Source organism: Arthrobacter sp. 10L424, assembly GCF_056395325.1.
The window spans coordinates 89,076-110,868 of record NZ_JBFTJH010000001.1 but is presented as its reverse complement, the minus strand read 5'-3'; the positions used below and the strand labels follow the sequence as shown (position 1 = coordinate 110,868).

The following is a 21,793-nucleotide window of genomic DNA, read 5'->3' as shown; positions in this document are numbered from 1 at the left end:
GGCTGGCCCTTACTCGGCCACGGCAGCGGCGATGAGGGACTTCAGGGTGCCCTTTTGGATCTCCCCGAGGACACGGGACGCCACGCGGCCCTGCTTGTCCAGCACCAGCGTGGTGGGCACGGCACCGGGAGGAACCAGGCCGGAAACGGCCAGCAGCACGGCGCCGTCCTTGTCGTTGAAGCTCGGGTAGGTCAGGTTGAAGGTCTCGTCGAACGCCTCCGCCGTGGCCTTTTCGTCCCGAAGATTGACGCCGAAGAACTGCACGCCCTGGCTCTTGAACTCCTGGTGCAGGGCCTCCAGCGACGGCGCCTCAACCCGGCAGGGCGCGCAGGCCGCGAACCAGAAGTTGAGCACGGTCACCTGGCCCTGGAAAGCCTCGGCAGCCACAGCGGTGCCATCGAAGAGCGTGCCCTTGATGGCAATCGGGCTCTTGCGGTCGGCAACGGCGAATTCCGTCACCGAACCGTCGCCGGCCACGTAGTTCTTGTTGTCGCCGGCCTTGGCCTGCTTGGCCAGCGCATCCTCCTGAGCGCATCCGGACAGGCCCAGCACGACGGCGAGCCCCGCACCGCCCGCTGTCAGGAGGCTGCGGCGGGTCAGCGGCGACGGATTGCCGTTGTTAGCGCTCATGCTCAGGCTCCGGGGGTGCTGGACGCACCGGGAAGAAGGGCGGCCGCAGGCTCGCTGTACTGGACCCCCAGAAGGTTCCCGGCGCCGTCGAACGTCAGGGAGGTGACCGAGGTGAGGGTGCATTCGCGTTTGCGCGGATCGTGCCACAGGGGCTTGCCCTCGGCGCTGAGCCGGGTGGCCCAGATGGGCAGCTGGTGGCTGACGAGGATGGCTTCGGCGCCATCGCCGCCGAGTTCGAGGGCCCGCAACCGGGCATCCTGAACGGCGGCCATGACCCGGGCGGCCTGGTCCTTGTAGGGCTCGCCCCAGGACGGCCGGAACGGGTTGCGCAGCATGGGCCAGTGCTTCGGCTTGAGGATCTCCGCCTTGTCGACGTGGAGCCCTTCGAAGTAGTTGGCGGCCTCGATGATCCGGGCCTCGGTGGTGATCTGGAGGTTGAGCGCCTCGGAGATGGGCTGCGCCGTCTCCTGCGCGCGGGTCAGCGGCGAGGCGACGAGGTGGACGAGCTTGGCCCCTTGCGCGGCCCTCGCACTGAAGTGCTCCGCGAGCATCCGGGCCATCTCCTGGCCGAGCTCGGAGAGGTGGAATTCGGGCAGCCTTCCGTACAGGACGCCGTCGGGATTGTAGACCTCGCCGTGGCGGAGCAAATGAACAGTGGCTTGGGGCATGTGTACCAGTTTCTCAAAGGGCAGGGGCAATGACGAAATCTTCTACAAGAAGTAGAACTCAAGTGTTTTGAGAAATGTTCCCCAGAGTTGGAATAAAAGATGCAAATGCATGTTTATACTGGGTGAAGCAGTTAGTTGAGACTTCAACAAATGATGCTTCGACTGACGATCAGACCACCGAACGACCCACCCGACTCAAGGAGAACCACCATGGCACTTCCCGCCAACGTCACCACCGGCACCTGGACCCTCGACCCGTCGCACAGCGAGATCGGCTTCACCGTCCGCCACGCGGGCATCAGCAAGGTCCGCGGCCAGTTCACCGACGCCGCCGCCACCCTTGATCTCGCCGAGGAAGTCACCGACTCCAAGGTGAACGCCACGATCAAGACGGCCAGCTTCGACTCCGGCGATGTCAACCGCGACGGCCACGTCCGCGGCGAAGACTTCTTCGACGTCGAGAAGTTCCCCGAGATCTCCTTCGTCTCCAACACCATCGTCCCCAAGGGTGACGCCTACGAACTCCAGGGCGATCTCACCATCAAGGGCGTCACCCGCCCGGTGGCCCTTGAGACCGAGTTCAACGGCGTTGCCGTCGACCCGTTCGGCAACACCCGCGCCGGCCTGTCCGCCGAGACCACGATCAGCCGCAAGGACTTCGGCCTCACCTGGAACGCAGTCCTCGACGCCGGCGGCGTGCTGGTCAGCGACAAGGTTGCCATCAACCTGGAACTGGCCTTCATCGCCCCCGCAGCCTAGTCCGCAGCACCGGGCCGGTTCTTTTGGGACCGGATCCCTGAGGCTTGCAGCCGCCGGCACCCCGCTTCGTCCAAGTGACGGAGCGGGGTGTTGCGGTTAACCAGGGCGCTGCGGTTAACGCGGGTGTTGGGGCTACCCCGGGTGTTGCGGCTAACTCTGGTGTTGCGGCTCCTGAGGGGTCGCCTGTGCAGTCTGCGCGGGCCCTCTTGGCGGCGTCCCGTCATGCCCGGCAACACGGCCATATTCCCTAGATGCCGGTACATTCGCGGTCTACAGTGAGAGCCATGAGCAACCCTGATGAGGTACCTCCGCCGCAGCAGCCGGGCGCCAGGCCACCGCAGCCGGGCAGCGTTCCGCCCGCCGGTGCCGACGCGACTCAGGGCACGCCGGCGGCGCCGGACGGAAACATGCCGGACGGGAACCTGCCGGATGGGAACCTTCCGGCAGGAAGCCTTCCGAATGGGACCCTGCCTGACGGGAACTTGCCGCCGGGCTATCAGGCGCCTGGCCACCAGCCCGCGCCCGGTTACCAGCCGCCTCAGCAGGGTTACCAGCCGCCGCCCGCATATCAGGCGCCGGACCAGCCCTCCCGCGGTTTCCGCTTCGAACTGCCAACGGACCGTCCGCGGAACTTCAACGACGCCATGCCCAGCGGCGGCTTCGCCGGCATGTTTACGGTCACGTGGCTGCCGACGGAGCTAAAAGTCGCCTATTGGATCTGGCTCATCGGCGGACTATTGGGCCTGCTGGGCGGCGTCATCGGCCTCTTCGGGTCGTTCGTGCTCCTGGCGGTGGCTCCTGGTCTGGGATTCGTGGTGCTCCTGCTGGTGCTCTTGGCCCTCGCACTCGCCGCGGCACAGGTCATCCTGGCCATGAAGATGAAGGAGGGCCGCGAGTGGGCCCGCTTCGCCCTCACGATCGTCGCCGGCATTTCCCTGCTGCTGGCCATCCTCAACGCCAACGCGGCTGAGGGCCGGGGCGGCGGGAGCTGGCCAAGCTTCGTCATCAGCCTGGTGGCGACCGTGCTGATGTGGCTGCCCAACTCGCAAGCCTGGTTCGCCTCATTGCGGGGGCGCAGCTGAACCGCCTCTGAATTTCGTCCCGACGCACGCCGTGGCGCCTCCAGCTGTTCGCTGACGTGACCCCGCGGCGGTCGCCCGGGCGCCGGTGAGAATACCTCTCCGGAATGATCCACACCGGCACCGGCCCGCGGTACGGTGGACGTAACCATGCTGGGGGCAGGGCAGGAAGCTGTTTCCGGTATCTGACCAAGACCGCCATGCAAAGGAACGCCCATGAGCATCCCGCCAGTCCCGCCGTCGAACCCGGACGCCCCCGAGCCGGGCGACCAGCAGGCGCCCCGCTACGGCCAGAACACACCCCAGCCCGGCCAGCAGCCGCCGTCGAACCCGCAGTACGGGCAGAATGCGCCCTCCGCGCCCCAGTATGGCCACGCGCCGTCCGCACCGCAGTACGGTCAGCAGGCGCCGCAGTATGGCCAGAACGCCCCGCAGCTCCCCCAGTACGGCCAGAACCAGCCCCCATACAACCAGCCGCAGAACAACCAGCCCGCCTACGGCCAGTCCCCGTACGCCAGCTACCCCTCCGGGCAGCCTCAGGCCGCGGCCGGCATGCCCAAGAGCGTCAACACGGCTTTCTGGCTCATCGTCGCGTCCGGCGTCGTATGGATTCTCTCCCTGTTGATGGCACTCGGCACCCTGGATACCCCGGAAATGCGGAACATGTTCGAACAGCAGATGGCCGCAGGCGGCGCCAACATTCCCTATGAGGACATCCGGGGCGTCCTCGTCGGGAGCATCCTGGTGTTCGCCTTGATCAGCGCCGGGCTCTACGCCCTGGTCGCCCTGAACGTCCGCAAGGGCAAGAACTGGGCACGGATCCTCGGCACTGTCTTCGCAGCCCTGTCGATCTTCAGCATTTTCCCGCTGAGCCTCGGCACGCTGGCAGTCCTCCTCGGCATCGCCGGCATCGTGATGTTGTACCTGCCGGCTTCGTCACCCTACTTCAGCAAGCAGCAGCCGTTCGCCAACCCGTACGGGCAGCCGGGCGGACAGTACTAGGCGGCCGCATTAGGCAAGATAGCACCACCGCGGAGGGCGCGGGAGCCGGACGGGCTGACTGAAGCTAGTCAGCATCCTCCGGGTCCTGCGCCCTCTGTGCGTGATAGGCGAGGATCTGGAGTTCGGTGGCCATGTCCACCTTGCGCAGGTTGACCCCGGGCGGCACCTGCAGCATGACGGGGGCAAAGCTGAGAATGCTCCGCACACCGGCGGCAATCACACGGTCGCAGACGTCCTGGGCCACGGCGGCCGGCAGGGCCAGCACCACCATGTTGGCGCCGGTCCGCTGCAGCACCGGCTCAAGGTCCGCGGCATCACTGACACGCAGCCAGCCCACCTCGCTGCCCACAACCAGCTGGTCCGCATCGAAGATCGCAACAATATCGAAGCCCCGGGACTCGAACCCGCCGTACCGCGCCAGGGCTTTGCCGAGGTTGCCGGCCCCGACGATGGCGACCTTCCAGTCGTGCGTCAGGCCCAGTGCCGCCGCAATATGCCGGTTGAGGTACTGCACTTCGTAGCCGACGCCCCTGGTCCCGTAGGAGCCGACATAGGAAAGATCCTTGCGGAGCGTGGAGGAACTGACGCCCGAGGCCTCGGCCAGGGATTCGGAGGAGACTCTGTCGATGCCCTCGGAAAGCAGGGTGGTGAGGGCACGCAGATAGATGGTCAGCCGGGCTACTGCCGCGGGCGGAATCTGCTTGGAAGCAGTCCCTGTTCCCCCGGGCAGCGCGTCAGGGGATGAATCCAGCGAAGTCACTATCTGCTCCATTGTCGCGTTGTGACTTCCACTCTAGAGCCACCGCCGATCAGCGGACAAAGCAGAGCTCTCCGGCCGGTCCCTATGTTTCAGGCCGGCCCGGCCAGCACCCGCCGCAGCGTCCGCTCCAGCCGGACTTCGTCGATCTTCCAGAAGTCCCGCTGGATACCGTCCACCAGCACCACAGGGATCTCCTCCGCAAAGCGTTCCCGCAGTTCGGCGTCGTCATCCACCGGCTGCTCCCTCCAGCCGATCCCCAGGCCTGTTGTCACGCGCTCGACGGCGGCGCGCGCCGCCGAGCACAGGTGGCAGTCAGCTTTGGTGATGAGGACGACGTCGGGCTTTGGCATGGCTCCACGGTAGCCCGCCGGCCCGTCCCGCGTCGACGCGCCAGACGCATCCGGAGCCGCCGCCGCGGCCCGGGCGGCAGGATCGGGCCCCGGCGTTGACTAGACTCGTGGCATGTCCGAAGAGAAGTACGTCGCTGAGGCCACAGAGCCTGTTGCAGCACCGCAGCTCGGCGAAGCCGCGTTCTTCGACGTCGACAACACCCTCATGCGGGGCGCCAGCCTGTTCCACGTGGCCCGCAAAATGCACCAGCGCGGGGCGTTCACCATTCCCCAGGCCGCCGGATTCGGCTGGAAACAGCTGATGTTTGTGCTGCGCGGGGAAAACATGGACGATGTCCACGCGGTCCGCGACACGGCCCTGGGCCTCGCCTCCGGATTCACCGTTGAGGACATTGAGGCGCTCGGCGAAGAAGTCTATGACGAAATGATTGAGTCCCGGATCTGGCCGGGGGCCAAGGCCCTCGCCGAACAGCACCTCCGGGTGGGACGCAAGGTCTGGCTCGTGACGGCCACTCCGATCGAAGTGGCCACGGTGATCTCCACCAGGCTGGGCCTTACCGGCGCCCTCGGCACGGTGGGCGAAATCCGGGACGGCTCCTACACCGGCCGGCTGGTCGGTGACATCCTGCACGGCCCCGCAAAAGCGGTGGCCGTCAGCGCCATCGCCGAGGCCGAGGGCCTGGACCTGGCCCGGTGCTGGGCGTACAGCGATTCGCACAACGACATCCCGCTCCTGAGCATGGTGGGGCACCCCGTGGCCATCAACCCCGATGCCCGGCTCCGCCGCCACGCCCGCGAGCACAACTGGCCGGTCTACGATTTCCGCTCCGGGCGGCGCGCGGCCACCTTGGGGCTCAAGGCTGCCACCGCAGGAGGGGCTATCTACGGCCTCTGGCGGGGGTTCTCCCGCTTCCGCGGCCCCACGGTCTGACTCCGCCGGCGCCGCTGCCAACCCGCGTCGGCTACCACTGCCCCGCCCCGGGCTGACCCGAACCTCCGCCCCACGACTTTCCGCTGCGCTTCCTGCTCAGCGCTACGCTTCCGGACGGACGCTGCGCCGGTCCGCGCGTCGTGGGTCTACGACCGCGTCGGCTGTCCGAAAATGCAGCGCCAGGCTGAACCGTCGCCGATCCGAAGCCACGTCGCCATTCTGAGCCCGCACTTTCCGCTGCGCTTCCTGCTCAGCGCTGTGCTTTCGGACGGACGCTACGCGGATTTGCGTAGCGTGGGTCTACAACCGCGTCGCCTGTCCGAAACCGCAGCGCCGATGCCAACCCCGGTCGGTCATTCCAAAAGCGCCTCGGCGACCTGCAACCGCGTCGTCGCACAACTGAAGCCGCGTCGGCCGGGCGGATCAGGGGCGGAAGACCAAAGAAAATGCCCGCTGCCGGAAAGGCAACGGGCATTCACATGATGTGAAGTATTTCTACTTCTTATTGCGACGCTGGTGGCGCGTCTTGCGAAGCAGCTTGCGGTGCTTCTTCTTGGCCATACGCTTGCGACGCTTCTTAATAACTGAACCCACGAAAGTTCCTTACCGGCTAGATGCAGTACCTGCCTGTTGGAAAGGGTCCGCGGGCTAAGCAGCAGACTGTACAACTGACAGGTTCTTACAATGACGTAAAACGTTCCTTAACAGGGTACCGCCTATCGGGGGCACACCACGACCGCAGGTACCCCAGGGCGCCTGCAGGTCCTCATTCCGGCCGCAGAAGACGCGGAAGACTCAGGCTGTTTCCGTGTGCCCGTCGACGACAGCACCCTTGAGGTACTGCTCGACGGCGGTTTCCGGCACCCGGTAGGAGCGCCCGAAACGGACGGCCGGCATCTCACCGGAATGAACGAGCCTGTACACGGTCATTTTGGACACGCGCATCACATCCGCGACTTCGGCCACGGTCAAGAAGCGTGCGTTGGAGAAGTTAGCCTCCGAAGACATTTCCCTATTCCTTTACTCAAGCGAACGGCAGCCCCATCTAAACGACATGGCGGTGTGCCGATGCTGAGCCATCAAACAACCATGTGTTAGATACTCTAGGGGCTGATGGTGCCAATGTGAAAGAGTTGCACGGGAATCTCCCGGTCGGATCACATTTTTTCTGGCACCGCCTTCCCGCCCGGCCGCCTAAACGCGGCTCCGGCGGATGCGCGCGGAGGCCGCAAGCTGTGCCAGGACCGAAGCCGTGACGTCCCAGTCCATGCAGGCGTCGGTCACGCTCTGGCCGTAGACCAGCGCGTCCGTACCGGCGGCGTGCTCGGCGACATCCAGATTCTGCGCCCCGCCAACCAGGAAACTCTCCAGCATGACGCCGGCGATGGCCCCCGCCGAGGCGCTGCCGCCCTCCAGCTGTGAGCCGATTTCGAGGGCGACTTCCGCCTGTCGGTGGTGGTTCTTGCCGCTGTTGGCGTGGCTCGCATCCACGATCAGCCGCGGGTTGAGCTGCTTGTCGGCCAGCTTGGCCGTGGTGGCCGCAATATCGGCGGAGGAGTAGTTGGGGCCCTTCCGTCCGCCGCGGAGGATGATGTGCGTGTCAGGGTTGCCTGCGGTGGAAACCAGCGCGGCCCTGCCGTCGCCGTCGATGCCGAGGAACGCCTGGGCCGCCCCGGCGGCGCTGCACGCGTCCAACGCGACCTGCAGGTCGCCGTCGGTCCCGTTCTTGAACCCGATCGGCATGGACAGTCCCGACGCCAGCTGGCGGTGGATCTGGCTTTCAGTGGTGCGGGCACCAATAGCGCCCCAGGAGACGAGGTCCGCCATGTACTGCGGGCTGATCGGTTCCAGGAACTCGGTGCCCGCGGGCAGCCCAAGGGCCGTGACCTGCTGCAGGAAGCGGCGTGCGGCGCGCAGCCCGGCGGCGATGTCGTGGCTGCCGTCGAGCCGGGGATCGTTGATCAGGCCCTTCCAGCCCACCGTGGTGCGCGGCTTTTCAAAGTACGCCCGCATCACGATCAGCAGATCTTCCTTGTGCTGTTCGGCCTGGCTGACCAGCCGGCGGGCGTATTCCAGGCCGGCTTTGGGATCGTGGATGGAGCAGGGACCGACAATGACCAGCAAGCGGTCATCGACCCCGTCCATGACCGCGCGGACCTCGTCCCGGCCCTTCGCGACGACCTCGGCCAGACGGGCATCCAACGGCAGTTCTGCGACCATATCCTGCGGGGTCGGCAGCGGGGTGAACTCGCTGACGCGCAGGTTGGAGGTGGACAGCTGGGATTCGGGGGCTGCTTCGATGCTCATGTTTGGGGGTCCTGTTCCGGGGTGCGGAGCGGGCCCAGATCAGAACCCGCCGGGAAATGGCGAAGGGCAGAGAATGATCTCTGCCCTGTTGGCTCTGAAGGAAGGTTGGATGCGTGTCAGCTAGACGCGGGCCCCTCCAGAGCCAACGAAAAATACGCATACCAACGGTTCGTCATAGCCACACGTTAACCGCACACCGCCGCCGCCGCAAAATCGCGGCGGTCACACAGAGTCTTCGGGTCAGCCGGGGAGGCTGCGGAAATGCTCCAGCAGTGCTGCCGCTGAGGCGGTCCCCCCGTCTGCCTTCTTTCGCTTAAACACCACCGTCCCGGCCGGAACCAAACGGTTCCAACCGGGACGGTGGTGACCACCCGCCGTCGTACGCTTTCTGCAGGAGCATCCGGACCTGCGAAGGCGCCCTGACGGATTGCGGGTGTGCGGCTTAGCTGATGGCGGACTTCATCTCGTCGTGGGCTTTCTTGCCGGCTTGGTCAGTGGACAGCCGGTTGAACAGCACCTCGGAGGTGTAGCGCTTGACGATTTCCTGAATGGCGCCGGCGCCCTTCGGCGGCGGAGCCGGAGCCTCGCCGAGCTCGTCCTTGATCTGGTCAATGAAGTTGACCACCTTGATGTCGGCGGGGGTCAGCTTGGACTCAATGGCCGCCCGGACGTCAGAGTTGGGGTACACACCGCGGTCGGCCAGCAGGGCTTCCCCGGCCTTGTTGTTGTTGGCCAGGAAGTTGATGAACTTGGCGGTTTCTTCAGGGTGCTTGGTCCGCGATGAAGCCGACCAGAACTGGGATGCCTTGTACCAAAGCTGGGCGTCTGCAGCCTTGCCAGTGGTGGAGGGGAACCGGAGAATCTGCAGGTCCGAGCCGGCAGCCTTCTCCAGGGCCGGCAACTGGTTGGACCACCAGAACGCGAGCCCGTTCTTGCCGGTGGCCAGGCCGCTCTGATCAAGGGGGGCAGCCTCAGCTTCCACGACCTCAGAGGCCGAAGGTACAGCCTTGTTCTCACTGAGCTGCTTCAGGAAAGCCCACCACTCGGCGATGTCACCGGGCTCGAAACCCAGCTTGCCGTCGGTCGTGTACAAGGTCTTGCCGTTCTGCCGGAGCCAGACTCCCAGCGAGGCTTCGTCTGTGCCGTAGGCGGCGGCACCATAGGTGCCCTTCGGCGACTTGGCGGTCAGTTCGGCGGAGATGCGCTCGAAGTCGTCCCAGGTCCAGGTCTTGTCGTCCGGGAGCTCAACCCCCGCAGCCTTGAAGACCGCCGGGTTGGCCAGGATGGTGGCGGCATTGATACCGGCGGCGATGCCCGTCAAGCCCTTCTCGCCCTTTCCTGCGTTGAGGGCCGCCTCGTCAAGCTTGGAGGTGTCGATTTTGTACTTGGAGAGGTCCAGCAGCGCACCGCGCGTTGAGTACTCGGTGATGTACTTCTCGTCCATCTGAATGATGTCCGGGGCATCGTTGGCGGCAACCTGGGTAGCCAGCTTGTCCCAGTAGCCGCTCCAGTCGCCGTATTCGGGCTTGATCTTGATGTTGGGATTCTCAGCCTCGAAGGCGGCGATGGCGGCCCGCGTTACCTGGGCCCGCTTGTCACTCCCCCACCAGGAGAAGCGCAGCTCGACGGGTCCACCGTCGCTCTGCGGGGTGCCTCCCCCGCCGCAGGCGCTGAGGGCTATGACGACGGCGGCTGCCGCGGCAATCACGCCCGCCTTGCGGTTGCGGCGCCGTGCGCCAGAGGGTGACACAGCTGCCGGGCTGTTGGTGCCAGCAGCGTCAGAGCGGGGAAAAAGCGGCACTGGGTACTCCGATCTTCGTTGATCTAGTGAGGACGAATTTGCGTGAGAAAGCGTTTTCTTGATCTTATGCTACAAGTTAGTGACTTGTATTACAAGAGGTTATTTGATGCCGGTGGTGGCGATGCCCTTGATGAGGAACCGCTGGCCGAAGAGGAACACCAGGAACACCGGCAGCAGCGACACGATGGACATCGCGAACAGCGACCCCCAGCTGGTGGCGGATTGGGAGTCGACGAAGGCGCGCAGTGCCACGGGGACGGTGAACATGTCCGGGTCCGTGAGGTAGATCAGGGCGCCGAAGAAGTCGTTCCAGGTCCAGATGAAGGTGAAGATCGTGGTGGTGGCCAGGGCCGGAACCATCAGCGGCAGGATGACCCGCAGGAAGATGCGGGGGTGGCCGGCGCCGTCGATGCGTGCGGCCTCGTCCAGGTCCTTGGGGATGCCGCGGATGAACTGGACCATGAGGAAGATGAAGAACGCGTCGGTGGCCAGGAGCTTGGGCACGATGAGCGGCCAGAAGGTGTTGACCCAGCCGATCTGTGAAAACAGGATGTACTGCGGCACGATCACGACGTGGAACGGCAGCATGATGGTCAGCAGCATGATGCCGAAGAACAGCTTCTTGCCGGTGAACTGCAGGCGGGCAAACGCGTACGCGGCCATCGAGCAGGAGATGAGGTTGCCCAGGATGGAGCCGATGACCACGATGGCCGAGTTGAGCATGTAGTGCCCGAACGGGTGCGTCAGCGCGGACCAGCCGTCGGTGTAGTTGCTCATTTCCAGGCTGTTCAGCCAGAGCCCAGGATCGCGGAAGATCAGGTCATTGGGCCGGAGCGAGGAGGCGATCATCCACAGCAGCGGGTAGATCATCAGGGCCCCGGCCAGGATCAGGATGGCGTGCTTGCCCAGCGCCTTGGTCCGCTGTTTCCGGCTGAAGGCCAGGGTCCCGCGTGATTCGCGGGCCTTTTTGGGCTTGCGGTGGTTCGTTGGCTTGCCGGAGCCGGCGGCGTTCTTGTCCGCGGCGGGCAGCGTCTGCAGGTCAGTCGTCATAGAAAACCCAATACTTGGAAGCGATGAAGTTGATGGCGGTGAACACACCGATGATGACCAGCAGGAACCAGGCCATCGCTGAGGCGTAGCCCATGTCGAACTGGCCGAAGCCCTTCTGGTACAGGTACAGGGTGAAGAACATCGTGGAATCTGACGGGCCGCCGTTGCCGCCCGAGACGATGAACGCCTGCGTGAAGGACTGGAAGGATCCGATGATCTGGAGCACCAGGTTGAAGAATATGATGGGGCTGAGCATCGGCAGCGTGATCTTCCAGAACTGCTGAAGCGTGCTGGCGCCGTCCACCTTTGCGGCCTCGTAGTACATCACCGGGATCTGCCGGAGGCCGGCCAGGAAGATGATCATGGGGGCGCCGAACGTCCACACATGCAGCAGGATGATGGAGCTCAGTGCAGTGCTCGGATCGGAAATCCAGCCCGGGCCCTCGATGCCGAACATCGCAAGTGCCTGGTTGACTAGCCCGGTGGTGCCGAAGATCTGCTTCCACAAAATCGCGATGGCCACCGAACCGCCCAGCAGGGACGGCAGGTAGAACACGGAGCGGTAGAACGGCAGGCCCCGCAGGCCCTTGTCCAGCACCAGTGCGATCAGCAGGGCAACCGCGAGCTGCAGCGGCACACCCACGAAGACATAGGTGAACGTCACGCCCAGCGAGTTGTGCAGCCGGGCGTCACCGAGCATCCGGATGAAGTTATCCAGCCCGACCCATTCCGGCGGCTGCAGCAGGTTGTAGTCCGTGAAGGACAAATACAGCGACATCAGCATCGGACCGACGGTGATGGCCACCAGGCCCACCAGCCACGGCAGCAGGAAGATATACGCGGCCTTATTATCCCGGCCGTTGGCTTTCTTCTCCGCTGCCGTCATCGGCCCTTTGCGGCCCTTGAGAGTGCTCAGTTCACTCATGGCGCTCATTGCCGCGACTCCGTTTCGCGCAGCAAGTCCGCGGCGGCCGGCACTCCTGCCGGGCACGGCAACTCGGTTCTGTCTCTAGCGGCCATGTGGCCTCCTTTGGTCATCGTGGCCCCCTACGTCTGGGATGATCGCACTGGGCGGTCGGTTTCCGCCGTCTTCCGCGGCGCCTGGGGTTCAGCCTCACGGATCCGGCGCCCGTCACCCGGGACGTTGAAAGCGGCTCCGTACCAAAGTAAACGCTTTCTTGACTCCTGTATAGCCTTTTGGGTACATTTCGAGAAAGCGTTTTCCGAAACGGATCCCCGACCGGCCACCCAACACCGGAACAGATCCGACGCGCCTTCCCGATCCTCATCAACCAAACAACAGGCAGGTCAGTGAGCACGGAATCCCGGCCGGTCCGGCCCAGCGCAATTGCAGGCTTTGAGAACTGGCCTGCCTACGTCCTGGACCGACCGCGCTTCCAGGCAGCCACCCCGTCCGCGCAGGAACTGTCGGACGCCCTGGGTGTCCCGGACGTTGTTCCGCCGGCGGACGTAACCGTCCGTTGGGAGGACACGCACGACGGCGTCACCACCTCCCAGCTGAGCTGGCAGTTGGGCTTCGGTCCCCCCACCACGGGCTGGCTTTTGCGCCCGGCCGGGAGTTCCGGCCCGCTGCCCGGCGTGCTGGCACTGCACTGCCACGGCGGAAACAAGTTCGGCGGGGCCGACCGGCTGGTCCGGCTTCCCGACATCCACCCGTCCGCGGCAGCGGCCCAGGGCGAAACTTACGGAGGGCGCGCTCTGGCCTCGGATGTTGCCCGCCGCGGCTTCGCCGTCCTGGCCCATGACACTTTCTCATGGGGCAGCCGACGCTTCGATCTGGCCACGCCGCCGTGGAGGACGGAAGCCGCAGTGGAGGCAAGGAGGTCGCAGTGGCGGGAGGCCGGCGTCGACCCCTCCGACGCTGAACTGTATAACGCCGGCGCGGGAATCCACGAGGACACTGTGGCTAAGGCCGCAGGCCTGCTGGGCACCAGCCTGGCGGGGATGGTGGCCCATGATGACCTTGCTGCCCTGGACATCCTTGCCGGCTTGCCCTTTGTGGACGCGGAGCGGCTGGGCTGCATCGGATTCTCCGGCGGCGGCGGCCGTGCTCTGGCCCTGGCGGTCCTCAGCCCGCAGATCCGGAACTACGTGATCACGTGCATGATGACAACGTTCCGGTCGCTGCTGCCTGCCTACCTCGACGCCCATTCCTGGCTGCTCCAGACCCCCGGGCTGTGGAAGCTGGGCGACTGGCCGGAACTGACCGGCAGATCCCTTGCCCAAGGATTCCTGGTGCAGTACGCGCTGGCCGATGAACTGTTCCCCGAAGAAGGAATGCGCCAGGCCCACCAAATCCTGGAATCCCGGCACGGGCGCGAGAGCTATTCGGGCAGCTTCTGGCCCGGCGGCCATGTGTTTACTGCCGCGATGCAGCGTGAAGCAATTTGTTATCTGTCCAGGACCCTGCGTGCAGAAGGCTCCGCCCCGGACCACCCTTCCCCGACCCATCACCAATCCACCGAGGACCTCGATGATTCCGCAAAACGCTCCCACGGCACCCGCTAATCCTTCAGCGGCAGGCGGAAGCCCTGCTCCGGCAGCCCTCCCGCGGATCGCGCTCGTCGGTGTGCATGGGTTCGGCCAACGGCATCTGTCCAACCTGGCCCGGCTTGAAGCAGCCGGCGTCCTGGAGCTTGTGGCGGTGGCAGACCCGCATCCGCCGGAAGAGGGCACGCTGGGCGGCTCTGTGGCGGTCTTCGACTCCTTTGACCAGTTGCTGGCATCGGAATCGGCCCCCGACGTGATCATCCTGGCCACGCCCATTCAGACCCACGCGCCCCTGGCCCTGGCCGCCCTGGCTGCGGGAGCCGATGTGTACGTGGAGAAACCGCCGGTGGCCTCAATGGCGCAGTTCCAGGAGGTGCTGGCTGCGGCGGAAGCCGCGGGCCGCCGTGTGCAGGTGGGGTTCCAAAGCCTGGGGTCCCTGGCCCTGCCCGCGATGCGCGCGTCCATCGAGTCCGGCGAAATCGGAGACGTCCTGGGCTTAAGTGCAACAGGCATGTGGCTCCGGACCAAGGGCTACTTCAAGCGTTCCCGCTGGGCGGGCAAGCGCAGCCTTGACGGGACCGATGTGGTGGACGGTGTGGCGACCAACGCCCTGGCACATGCAGTGGCCACCGGGCTGCACATGGCCGGTGCGCACACCACTGCCGATGTGGCCTCCGTGGAGACAGATCTCTACCGTGCCCACAACACCCAGAGCGACGACACGTCCGTGATCCGAGTTCGCACCGCAGCCGGCCAGACCCTGCTGTGCGCGCTCACGCTCTGCGCCCCCGAACAGCAGCACCCTTCGGTGACGGTCCACGGCACCCGGGGAGATATCACCTTCTATTACACCCAAGACGAAGTCCTTACCACCACGCCGGCCGGCGAGCGCCGCGAAACGTTCGGGCGGATCGACCTGCTGGAGAACCTGCTTGCGGCCCGGACCGCCGGCGAACCACTGCTGTGCGCCTTGGCTGCTACCGGCGCGTTCACCGCTGTTTTGGAGGCGATCCGCACGGCCCCGGAACCGCTGGCGATCAGCTCCGATCACATCACCTGGCATGGCGACGGCGACGACGCCCACCCTGTGGTCAACGGCATCCCTGAGCTGATCGCGCGTGCAGCCAAGGCGCAGGCCACTTTCGCCGAACTGAATGTCCCGTGGGCGCGGAGCCTGCCGCCCGTCCGGACGTTCGCAATCGACGGCAAGCCCGTCGCCGGGTACCAGGACGGCAGCCGGATCCGCGTCTCTTCCTCGCCCCGGCCCTACCTGCACCCCGTCCGTACGCTCGGCGGCACCGTGGTCACGGACCATCAGCCGCTGGATCATGTGTGGCATCTGGGCGCGGGGATGGCCCTCCAGGACGTGGCCGGTGTCAACTTCTGGGGCGGCCGCACCTACACGAGGGAGGCGGGCGGGTACGTCTGGCGGCCGGACCACGGCAGCATCGTCAGTGCCGGCGAGCGCGCCCCGGGCGAGCCGTCCGGGGGCGAGCCATCCCAGAGTGATCCATCGCCAGGCGACGGTGAGCTGACCGAGTCCCTGGCCTGGAACGGGCCGGACGGCGCTCCTCTCCTGACTGAGGAGCGGACCTGGACGTGGGCCGGCGTCGGACCTTCGCTCTGGCGCCTCACGCTGGACTTCACCCTCTCCGCCGCCGGAAACCAGCCGGTGAGCCTCGGCAGCCCGGGTTCCAATGGCCGCGTGGGCGGCGGGTATGGGGGGTTCTTCTGGCGCCTCCCCGCATGTTCCGGAGCGAGCGTGTGGACCCCGGCCGGAGTTGGGGAAGCCGAGGTCCACGGGAGCGTCACCCCGTGGCTCGCCTGGTCGGGCAGCTTCACTGCAGGAACAGCCGACGGCGGCCACGACCCCGGCAGCGCCGCGGACGTTCACACCGTTCCGGGTGCCGCCACGCTGGTATTCGTCGCCGCCGAGGGTTCGACCGACCCGTGGTTCGTCCGGGTGGAGGGATACCCAGGGGTGGGGCAGTCGCTGGCCTGGGATGAGCCGGTCATCGCCCACCCCGGTGCCCCGGTTCACCGCGCCGTGACCGTATATATCGCCGACGGAATCCTTAGCACTGACGACATCCAGACACTGATCACATCACCGGGGGACAACTCATGAGCCAGACCACCACCGCCATGCCTACCACCGGCACACTGCGCACCGGCAAACGCACAGCGCCGGCGTCCACTGCGGACCGCGCCATCAAGCGGGGCCGGGTCCTTGACATCCTCGACGCCGAAGGAAAGGACGCAGTGCTGCTGACCACCCACACGGCCCTGACCTGGTACCTGGACGGGAGCCGCGTGCACATCAGCCTGGCCGGGGACCCCATCGCCGCGCTGCTGGTGGACAGGGAGGGTGACCACCTGGTGACGTTCAACAACGAAGCCGGACGGATCGCCGCAGAGGAGCTCCCTGCCGGGGTCTCACTTCACTCCGTTCCCTGGTACGGGAACCTGCACGAGGCAGCGGCCGCCGTCGGGATTGCTTCCGGGGCGGGCGCGGGAACTCCCCTGGCCGAGTCCGCGGTGGCCGCGGCGCTGAGGGAGGCCCGCCAGCAGCTGCTCCCCGGCGAGTCCGCCCGCTATGCCCAGCTCAGCGCGGAAATGGCCGGCATCATGACCGATGTGCTCTCCACCTCCCGGCCGGACACAACCGAATTCGAGCTGGTCTCCGCACTGGCCGCCCGGGTGGTCGCCGTCGGCGCGGAACCCCTTGTGCTTCTGTGCAACGGTAGCTCCCGGAGCGGCTTCCGCCACCCGCTGGCCACCCACGCGCCCCTCGGCCGCCGCGCCATGGCCGTGATCTGCGCCCGCCGGGACGGCCTGGTTGCCAATCTCACCCGTTGGGTGAGGTTCGACGGCGGCACCGCGGAAGAGCTCGACGCCGAGGCCCGGATCGCCGCTGTTGAGGCGGACATTTTTGACGCCACTGTTCCCGGCGCCCGGCTGGACCGGGTCTTCGAAGAGATCAAGGCAGCTTACGCGCGCCACGGATTCGGCGCGGAGCAGTGGGAGCAGCACCACCAGGGCGGACCGGCCGGCTATGCGGGACGGGATCCTCGCGTCACTGCGTCCGCCACGGACTCCGTCGTAACCAACCAGCCGTTCACCTGGAACCCGTCGGGACCCGGGGTGAAGATCGAGGACACGGTCCAGCTCACCGAGTCCGGCGTGAAAGTCCTGACGGTGGACGACCGCTGGCCCGGTACAACGGTCAACGGCCTGCTGCGGCCGGTCACCCTCCAGCTGTAGGCCGGATGCTCTCTCAGATCCTGCGGCGAAACGCCAAACGCTCTCTCAGTTGCCGCCGGAGTCCTGGCGGCAAATGAGAGAGCGTTTCGGTTTGAGCGACATCAAGTGAGAAAGCGTCTACGGGAGGCGGAGCTCGCCATCCACGCGGCGCGGGATGCCCAGCGGGTTGCTGTCGTGCAGCGCCGGGTGCAGCACCGCTTCGGGAGCATCCTGGTAGGCAACGGGGCGCTGGAAGCGGCGGACCGCCGTCGCCCCCACCGAGGTGAACAGGGACGTTGTGGCCGGGTACGGGCCGCCGTGCTGCTGCGCCCAGTTCACTGCGACGCCGGTAGGCCAGCCGTCGAAGAGGACTCTCCCGGCCAGGCCGGAGAGCTGCTCCACGAGCTCAGCGACGTCCTCGCCGGGCTGGTGGTGGACGGTAGCGGTCAGGCTGCCGGGAACCTTGGCCAGGACACATGAGAGCTCTTCCTGGTCGGCGTATTCGATCAGCAGCGTGGTGGGCCCGAAACACTCCTCGAGCAGCTCGTCCGGGCGCTGCAGGACAGTGGCGGCGGATGCGGAGAACACCACCGGCGCGGCGCCGTCGCGGGTTGCGTCCTGGTCCGCGGTGCCGCTGACGATCTGCACGCCAGGCAGCGAAGCCACGCTGCGCAGGCCTTCCGGGTAGGCATCGGAGATCCGGGTGGTGAGCATGGCCGCCGTCGGCGTGTCTTTACTGGCCTCGGCCAGCTCCGCGGCGAAGCCGGTCCCGGCCGGGAGGAACACCAGGCCGGGCTTGGTGCAGAACTGGCCGGCGCCCATCGTAAACGAGGCGGCGAGTCCTGCCGCCAGCTGGCTGGACCGCCGGGCCAACGCCGCCGCGGTGAGGACCACCGGGTTCAGGCTGCCCAACTCGCCGTAGAACGGAATGGGGTCGGGCCGGGAAACTGCGAGGTCAAACAGCGCCCGTCCGCCCGGGATGGACCCGGTGAAGCCGACAGCCTTGATGGCCGGATCCTGCACCAGGGCTGTGCCCACCTCCCGGCTGACGACCAGCGCAAACAGCCCGTCCGGGGCCCCGGCGGAACGCAGTGCCTCCGTAACGACTTCGGCGGTCCGCTCGGACAGCTTCAGGTGGCCCGAGTGCGCCTTGACGATCACCGGGCAGCCCACTGCCAGGGCGGACGCCGTGTCTCCGCCTGCCACGGAAAACGCGAACGGGAAGTTGGAGGCCGAGAAAACTGCCACGGGACCGATGGGCCGCAGGATGCGGCGCAGGTCCGGCTTGGGCGGGGTGGCGGACGGGTCCGCGTGGTCAATGATTGCCTCCAGGTAGGAGCCCTCGGTGATCACGCGGGCGAAGAGCCGCAGCTGCCCGGACGTGCGGGCGACCTCGCCGGTCAGTCGCGCGGTGCCGAGACTGGTCTCCGCGTCGGCGATCTCCACCAGTTCGGTCACATGGGCGTCAAGGGCGTCGGCGACGGCGTAAAGCCAGCCTGCGCGCTCGGCGTCCGGGGCCGCCCCCGCGATGGCGGCGGCCCGGGTGGCGGCAGCCGTGAGTTCTGAAAGGGAAAGAGTTGCAGTAGTCACTGGAGTTACCTGTTCATCGTCGGGAATGGTCGGGAATCGTCGTGTCTGCGGTCATCGGTTTCGCGTGAAGCCCAGCTGCGATCAGGTGCGGTTAGCTGCGGTCAACAGCCCGGCGGGTTCTCCGTGAAGCGAAAACCCAGCCCCGGCTGGTCCGTGAGGGTCAGCCGGCTGTTGCTGAAGCGCACCGGAGAGGGACCTGCCAGGACGCCCAGCTGTTCGAAGGATGCATCTTCCACGTCCTCCACCAAGGTACTTTCGGCCAATGTGAGCGCCAGCTGCCCGGACAGCTCCGGCAGCAGATGGGGCATCACCCGGATGCTGTTGGTCCGGGCCAGCTCCACGATCCGGCGGAACGGCGTGATGCCGCCCACCCGGATGATATTGGGCTGGATGATGTCCACCGCTTCCGCGTCAATGAAATCTCGGAAACGGTAGACAGTGTGGAGGTTTTCGCCCAGGGCGATGGGCACGGGTGAATGCTTCCGCAGCCGGCGGTACGCCCAAAGATCGTCCGCGCGGAGAGGCTCTTCGATCCATTCCAGTCCGTACACCGCGAGCACGTCCAAGGCCTTGAGCGTGGTGGGAAGGTCCCACCGCTGGTTGGCATCAATCATCAGCTTGCGGTCCGGGCCAAGCACGGACCGAACGGCCGCCACCCGCTCGGCATCCTCGCGGACATCCGGCTTGCCCACCTTGATCTTGACCGCCCGGTGACCCGCGGCAACCCAGCGCTCGGTCTGGGCAACCAGTTCCTCCAGTGTGTAGTGAAGGTTCACCCCGGAGCCGTACACTTCGGCGGAGTCCTGCCGCTGGCCCAGCAGACCAGTCACGGATGAACCGGCCCGGCGGGCTTGCAGGTCCCAGAGGGCGAGGTCGACGCCCGCCATGGCGATGGTGGTCAGTCCCCCGCCGCCGGCCTCATGCAGCCGCTTCCACAACGTATCCCACACGGTCTCGGGATTCGCGGGCAGCCCCGTGATGAACGGCGCGATGTCGTAGTCGAGCAGTGCTTTGACAGCCTGCGGGCCGATGGTGGGGGTCCAGGAGAATCCGTGGCCCGCGCCGCCGTCGTCCGTCCGGAGCTCCGTGACGATCACGTGGTTTTCCGGCGCATCCGCTCCCCAGCTGCGGCGCAGCGGCACTGTCAGGATGCGGCTGGTCAGACCCGTGATGACCGGTGCAGCCCGAACGGTTTCGACGGCGGGTGCACTCATCAGCGGGCGGCCAGCTCGTGGCCCTTGGCCAGGATGGCTTTCAGCTGGACCAGCTGGTCGTCGGAGGGATCCACCAGCGGCGGCCGGACCGGGCCGACAGGAAGTCCGCCAATCCGCAGGCCCGCCTTGACCAGCGAGACGCCGAAGCCGGGCGTCTGGTCACGAAGCCTCACCAGCGGGGCGTAAAAGCCCTCCAGGAGGGCGTTGCGGCGGTGCTCGTCACCGGAAATGTAGGCGTCATAGTAGGCCGTGGCGATCTCCGGTGCCATGGCGAACGCAGCCGATGAGTAGAGCGGGATGCCCAGCCCACGGTAGGCGCCCTGCGTCAGTTCGGCGGTCAGCAGGCCGTTGAAGAATGCGAAGTCCTCGCGTCCGGTGGCCCGGACCGCGGACACGATTTCCTGGGCCAGGCCAACGTCGCCGAGCCCGTCCTTGAAGCCGATCACCTTGGCGTTGGCGGCGAGGCGGACCATGGACGCGGCAGTGAACTTGGCATTGCCGCGGTGGTAGACGATCACCGGGAGGCTGCTGGCGTCCGCCACTGCCTCGATGTAGGCCACCAGGCCCTCCGTGGGTCCGGTGACCAGGTACGGCGGGAGGACCAGAAGTGCGTCGGCACCGGCGTCCTCGGCCACCCGTGCGGCAGCAAGGGCATGGCCCAGGGGGCCGCCGGCCCCGGCAACCACGGGTACCTTTCCGGCCACAACCTCGACGGCGGCACGCACCACGGTGGCTACCTCGTCGATGCTCAGGGCATGGAACTCGCCGGTCCCGCAGGCGGGAAACACGCCGCCCGGTCCGAAGGGGAGCCGGGAGCCGATGTGTTCCTTGAGGAGCTCCACATCAACGGCGCCTGCCGGCGTGAAAGGGGTGACCGGGAAAAACAGGACGCCGTCGAATTTCATGATGTCTCCTTGGATCCGGCTGTGACCAGCAGGGCAGTTGTCTCGTCGTTGAGGGTGGTGCTCGTCTTCAGTTCGGTCCGCCAGTTGCGCTTGGGTTCCCAGCCGAGCAGGTCCCGGGCCTTGGTGACGGCGAACGCCGGGCTGGTGCCGGTCAGGCCGCCGGTCAGGGCACCGCTGCCCGGCAGGAAGCGGGGCAGCAGCCCGGCCAACGGCACGGTGGCGAGGGCATCTGCAGCTCCGACGAAGAAGGTTTCCCCGTTGGGAATGGAGTCCATCTTCTGCAGGAGCACGTCCAGGAAATCGGCGACATCGCGGGCGTCGACGTAGTTGAACAACGCCGGTGCGGACAGGGCAGGATCGGCGAGGCGTTCGGCCACGGTATGGCCCTGCTGCGTGGGCGCGCCGTCCCATTCCTCAGGCGAGATGACGTAGCACGGGCGGAACGCGGCGTACCTGATCTTCTCCCCCTGCGCCGCGGCAAACATCTGCACTGTCTGTTCGGCGATCAGCTTGGAGAGCGCGTAGGCGTTCCAGGGCCTTGGCGCGGTGCGTTCATCCAGCGGGAAGCAGTCCGGCAACCAGCCGGCCGGCGATCCGTACCCCAGCACCGTGGGGCTGGATGCCGTGACGATCTTGCCGACCCCGAGCTCCGTGGCGGCGCTGATGACCGCGTAGGCCAGACGGGTGTTCGTGGCGAGGATGACGTCTTCCGGTGCGCTGAACGGAACGGCGATCGCGGCAAGGTGGATGACGGCGTCGGGCCGGGTTTCCCGCAGCAGGCGCATGGCCTCGCCCGCTGCCAGCAGATCGCCCGTTTCCTGCACGACGCCGGCCGGCAGCTGATCCGCCGGGATGGCGTCACGGTCCACCGAGATGACGTGGTGACCGGCCCCGGCGAGCCCGGCCACGACGCTGCGGCCCAGCCGGCCGGAGCCGCCGGTGACAAAAATCCTGCTCATATTGGTTTCCTTAGGGTTCAGAAGGGCCGCTGCC

General features: G+C 66.5%; 21 protein-coding genes. 7 read left to right on the top strand and 14 right to left on the bottom strand.

The genetic code is table 11. The features are described from left to right. Positions 1–9: 9 nt before the first annotated feature. Positions 10–630, bottom strand: a complete 621-nt coding sequence (locus AC1DC5_RS00530; RefSeq protein ID WP_476863840.1) for a TlpA family protein disulfide reductase — start codon at positions 628–630, stop codon at positions 10–12. A gap of 2 nt (positions 631–632) precedes the next feature. Continuing rightward, a complete protein-coding gene (locus tag AC1DC5_RS00525) occupies positions 633–1,298 on the bottom strand; it encodes a histidine phosphatase family protein (protein ID WP_476863839.1) in 666 nt (221 codons plus the stop codon). 210 nt (positions 1,299–1,508) lie between these two features. On the opposite strand from AC1DC5_RS00525, the gene AC1DC5_RS00520 reads away from it, so the two are divergent. The 3 genes from AC1DC5_RS00520 (at position 1,509) to AC1DC5_RS00510 (ending at position 4,138) form a co-directional block, all read left to right on the top strand. Continuing rightward, a complete protein-coding gene (locus AC1DC5_RS00520; RefSeq protein WP_441406386.1) occupies positions 1,509–2,057 on the top strand; it encodes a YceI family protein in 549 nt (182 codons plus the stop codon). A gap of 284 nt (positions 2,058–2,341) precedes the next feature. After that, complete coding sequence (locus AC1DC5_RS00515; protein WP_476863838.1) at positions 2,342–3,139, top strand: hypothetical protein; 798 nt, start codon at positions 2,342–2,344, stop codon at positions 3,137–3,139. Between the two features lie 213 nt (positions 3,140–3,352). Then, entirely contained in the window at positions 3,353–4,138 is a 786-nt protein-coding gene (locus AC1DC5_RS00510; protein ID WP_476863837.1) for a hypothetical protein, read from the top strand. Between the two features lie 64 nt (positions 4,139–4,202). Here the strand turns inward: AC1DC5_RS00510 and AC1DC5_RS00505 are convergent, their stop codons facing one another. After that, positions 4,203–4,898 (bottom strand): redox-sensing transcriptional repressor Rex, encoded by a 696-nt coding sequence (locus tag AC1DC5_RS00505; protein ID WP_441406389.1) that lies wholly within the window; start codon positions 4,896–4,898, stop codon positions 4,203–4,205. Between the two features lie 89 nt (positions 4,899–4,987). After that, the gene (locus AC1DC5_RS00500) at positions 4,988–5,248 is read right to left on the bottom strand and encodes a glutaredoxin family protein (RefSeq protein WP_476863836.1); all 261 of its coding nucleotides are present in this window, start codon (positions 5,246–5,248) and stop codon (positions 4,988–4,990) included. Positions 5,249–5,360: 112 nt separating this feature from the next. Here AC1DC5_RS00500 and AC1DC5_RS00495 point away from each other — a divergent pair, with 112 nt between their 5' ends. Then, positions 5,361–6,179, top strand: a complete 819-nt coding sequence (locus AC1DC5_RS00495; protein ID WP_441406391.1) for an HAD family hydrolase — start codon at positions 5,361–5,363, stop codon at positions 6,177–6,179. A 495-nt stretch (positions 6,180–6,674) separates the two neighbouring features. Here AC1DC5_RS00495 and AC1DC5_RS00490 read toward each other — a convergent pair whose 3' ends face one another. From AC1DC5_RS00490 to AC1DC5_RS00465, 6 genes are all read right to left on the bottom strand, one after another. After that, entirely contained in the window at positions 6,675–6,773 is a 99-nt protein-coding gene (locus AC1DC5_RS00490) for a 30S ribosomal protein bS22 (protein WP_003792170.1), read from the bottom strand. 201 nt (positions 6,774–6,974) lie between these two features. Beyond that, positions 6,975–7,187: a helix-turn-helix domain-containing protein gene (locus AC1DC5_RS00485; protein ID WP_024365616.1), complete on the bottom strand. Its 213-nt coding sequence runs from the start codon at positions 7,185–7,187 to the stop codon at positions 6,975–6,977. A gap of 186 nt (positions 7,188–7,373) precedes the next feature. Beyond that, positions 7,374–8,486 carry a 3-deoxy-7-phosphoheptulonate synthase gene (locus AC1DC5_RS00480; RefSeq protein WP_476863835.1) on the bottom strand — a complete coding sequence of 371 codons (1,113 nt, stop codon included), beginning with the start codon at positions 8,484–8,486 and terminating at the stop codon, positions 7,374–7,376. Positions 8,487–8,928: 442 nt separating this feature from the next. Next, entirely contained in the window at positions 8,929–10,287 is a 1,359-nt protein-coding gene (locus AC1DC5_RS00475) for an ABC transporter substrate-binding protein (protein ID WP_476863834.1), read from the bottom strand. A 99-nt stretch (positions 10,288–10,386) separates the two neighbouring features. Beyond that, positions 10,387–11,337 carry a carbohydrate ABC transporter permease gene (locus AC1DC5_RS00470; protein ID WP_441406394.1) on the bottom strand — a complete coding sequence of 317 codons (951 nt, stop codon included), beginning with the start codon at positions 11,335–11,337 and terminating at the stop codon, positions 10,387–10,389. Beyond that, positions 11,327–12,271 carry a carbohydrate ABC transporter permease gene (locus tag AC1DC5_RS00465; RefSeq protein ID WP_441406395.1) on the bottom strand — a complete coding sequence of 315 codons (945 nt, stop codon included), beginning with the start codon at positions 12,269–12,271 and terminating at the stop codon, positions 11,327–11,329. Before AC1DC5_RS00465 ends, AC1DC5_RS00470 begins: the two co-directional genes overlap by 11 nt. A gap of 377 nt (positions 12,272–12,648) precedes the next feature. On the opposite strand from AC1DC5_RS00465, the gene AC1DC5_RS00460 reads away from it, so the two are divergent. Genes AC1DC5_RS00460 through AC1DC5_RS00450 form a run of 3 tightly spaced genes read left to right on the top strand, consistent with a single transcriptional unit; the run spans position 12,649 to position 17,112 of the window. Further along, positions 12,649–13,866 (top strand): acetylxylan esterase, encoded by a 1,218-nt coding sequence (locus AC1DC5_RS00460; RefSeq protein ID WP_476863833.1) that lies wholly within the window; start codon positions 12,649–12,651, stop codon positions 13,864–13,866. Then, positions 13,832–15,976, top strand: coding sequence for a DUF6807 family protein (locus AC1DC5_RS00455; protein WP_476863832.1), 2,145 nt, complete (start codon positions 13,832–13,834; stop codon positions 15,974–15,976). The genes AC1DC5_RS00460 and AC1DC5_RS00455 overlap by 35 nt, the downstream gene beginning before the upstream one ends. Next, positions 15,973–17,112: a M24 family metallopeptidase gene (locus AC1DC5_RS00450; RefSeq protein ID WP_476863831.1), complete on the top strand. Its 1,140-nt coding sequence runs from the start codon at positions 15,973–15,975 to the stop codon at positions 17,110–17,112. Before AC1DC5_RS00455 ends, AC1DC5_RS00450 begins: the two co-directional genes overlap by 4 nt. A gap of 117 nt (positions 17,113–17,229) precedes the next feature. On the opposite strand, the gene AC1DC5_RS00445 is transcribed toward AC1DC5_RS00450, so the two are convergent. The 4 genes from AC1DC5_RS00445 to AC1DC5_RS00430 all read right to left on the bottom strand — a co-directional run bounded on the left by AC1DC5_RS00445 (position 17,230) and on the right by AC1DC5_RS00430 (position 21,759). Then, complete coding sequence (locus tag AC1DC5_RS00445) at positions 17,230–18,681, bottom strand: aldehyde dehydrogenase (NADP(+)) (protein ID WP_476863830.1); 1,452 nt, start codon at positions 18,679–18,681, stop codon at positions 17,230–17,232. Between the two features lie 101 nt (positions 18,682–18,782). After that, positions 18,783–19,895 carry a mandelate racemase/muconate lactonizing enzyme family protein gene (locus AC1DC5_RS00440; RefSeq protein ID WP_476863829.1) on the bottom strand — a complete coding sequence of 371 codons (1,113 nt, stop codon included), beginning with the start codon at positions 19,893–19,895 and terminating at the stop codon, positions 18,783–18,785. Next, a complete protein-coding gene (locus AC1DC5_RS00435; RefSeq protein ID WP_476863828.1) occupies positions 19,895–20,800 on the bottom strand; it encodes a 5-dehydro-4-deoxyglucarate dehydratase in 906 nt (301 codons plus the stop codon). The genes AC1DC5_RS00440 and AC1DC5_RS00435 overlap by 1 nt, the downstream gene beginning before the upstream one ends. After that, positions 20,797–21,759, bottom strand: a complete 963-nt coding sequence (locus AC1DC5_RS00430; RefSeq protein ID WP_476863827.1) for an NAD-dependent epimerase/dehydratase family protein — start codon at positions 21,757–21,759, stop codon at positions 20,797–20,799. Before AC1DC5_RS00430 ends, AC1DC5_RS00435 begins: the two co-directional genes overlap by 4 nt. Between the last annotated feature and the right edge of the window lie 34 nt (positions 21,760–21,793).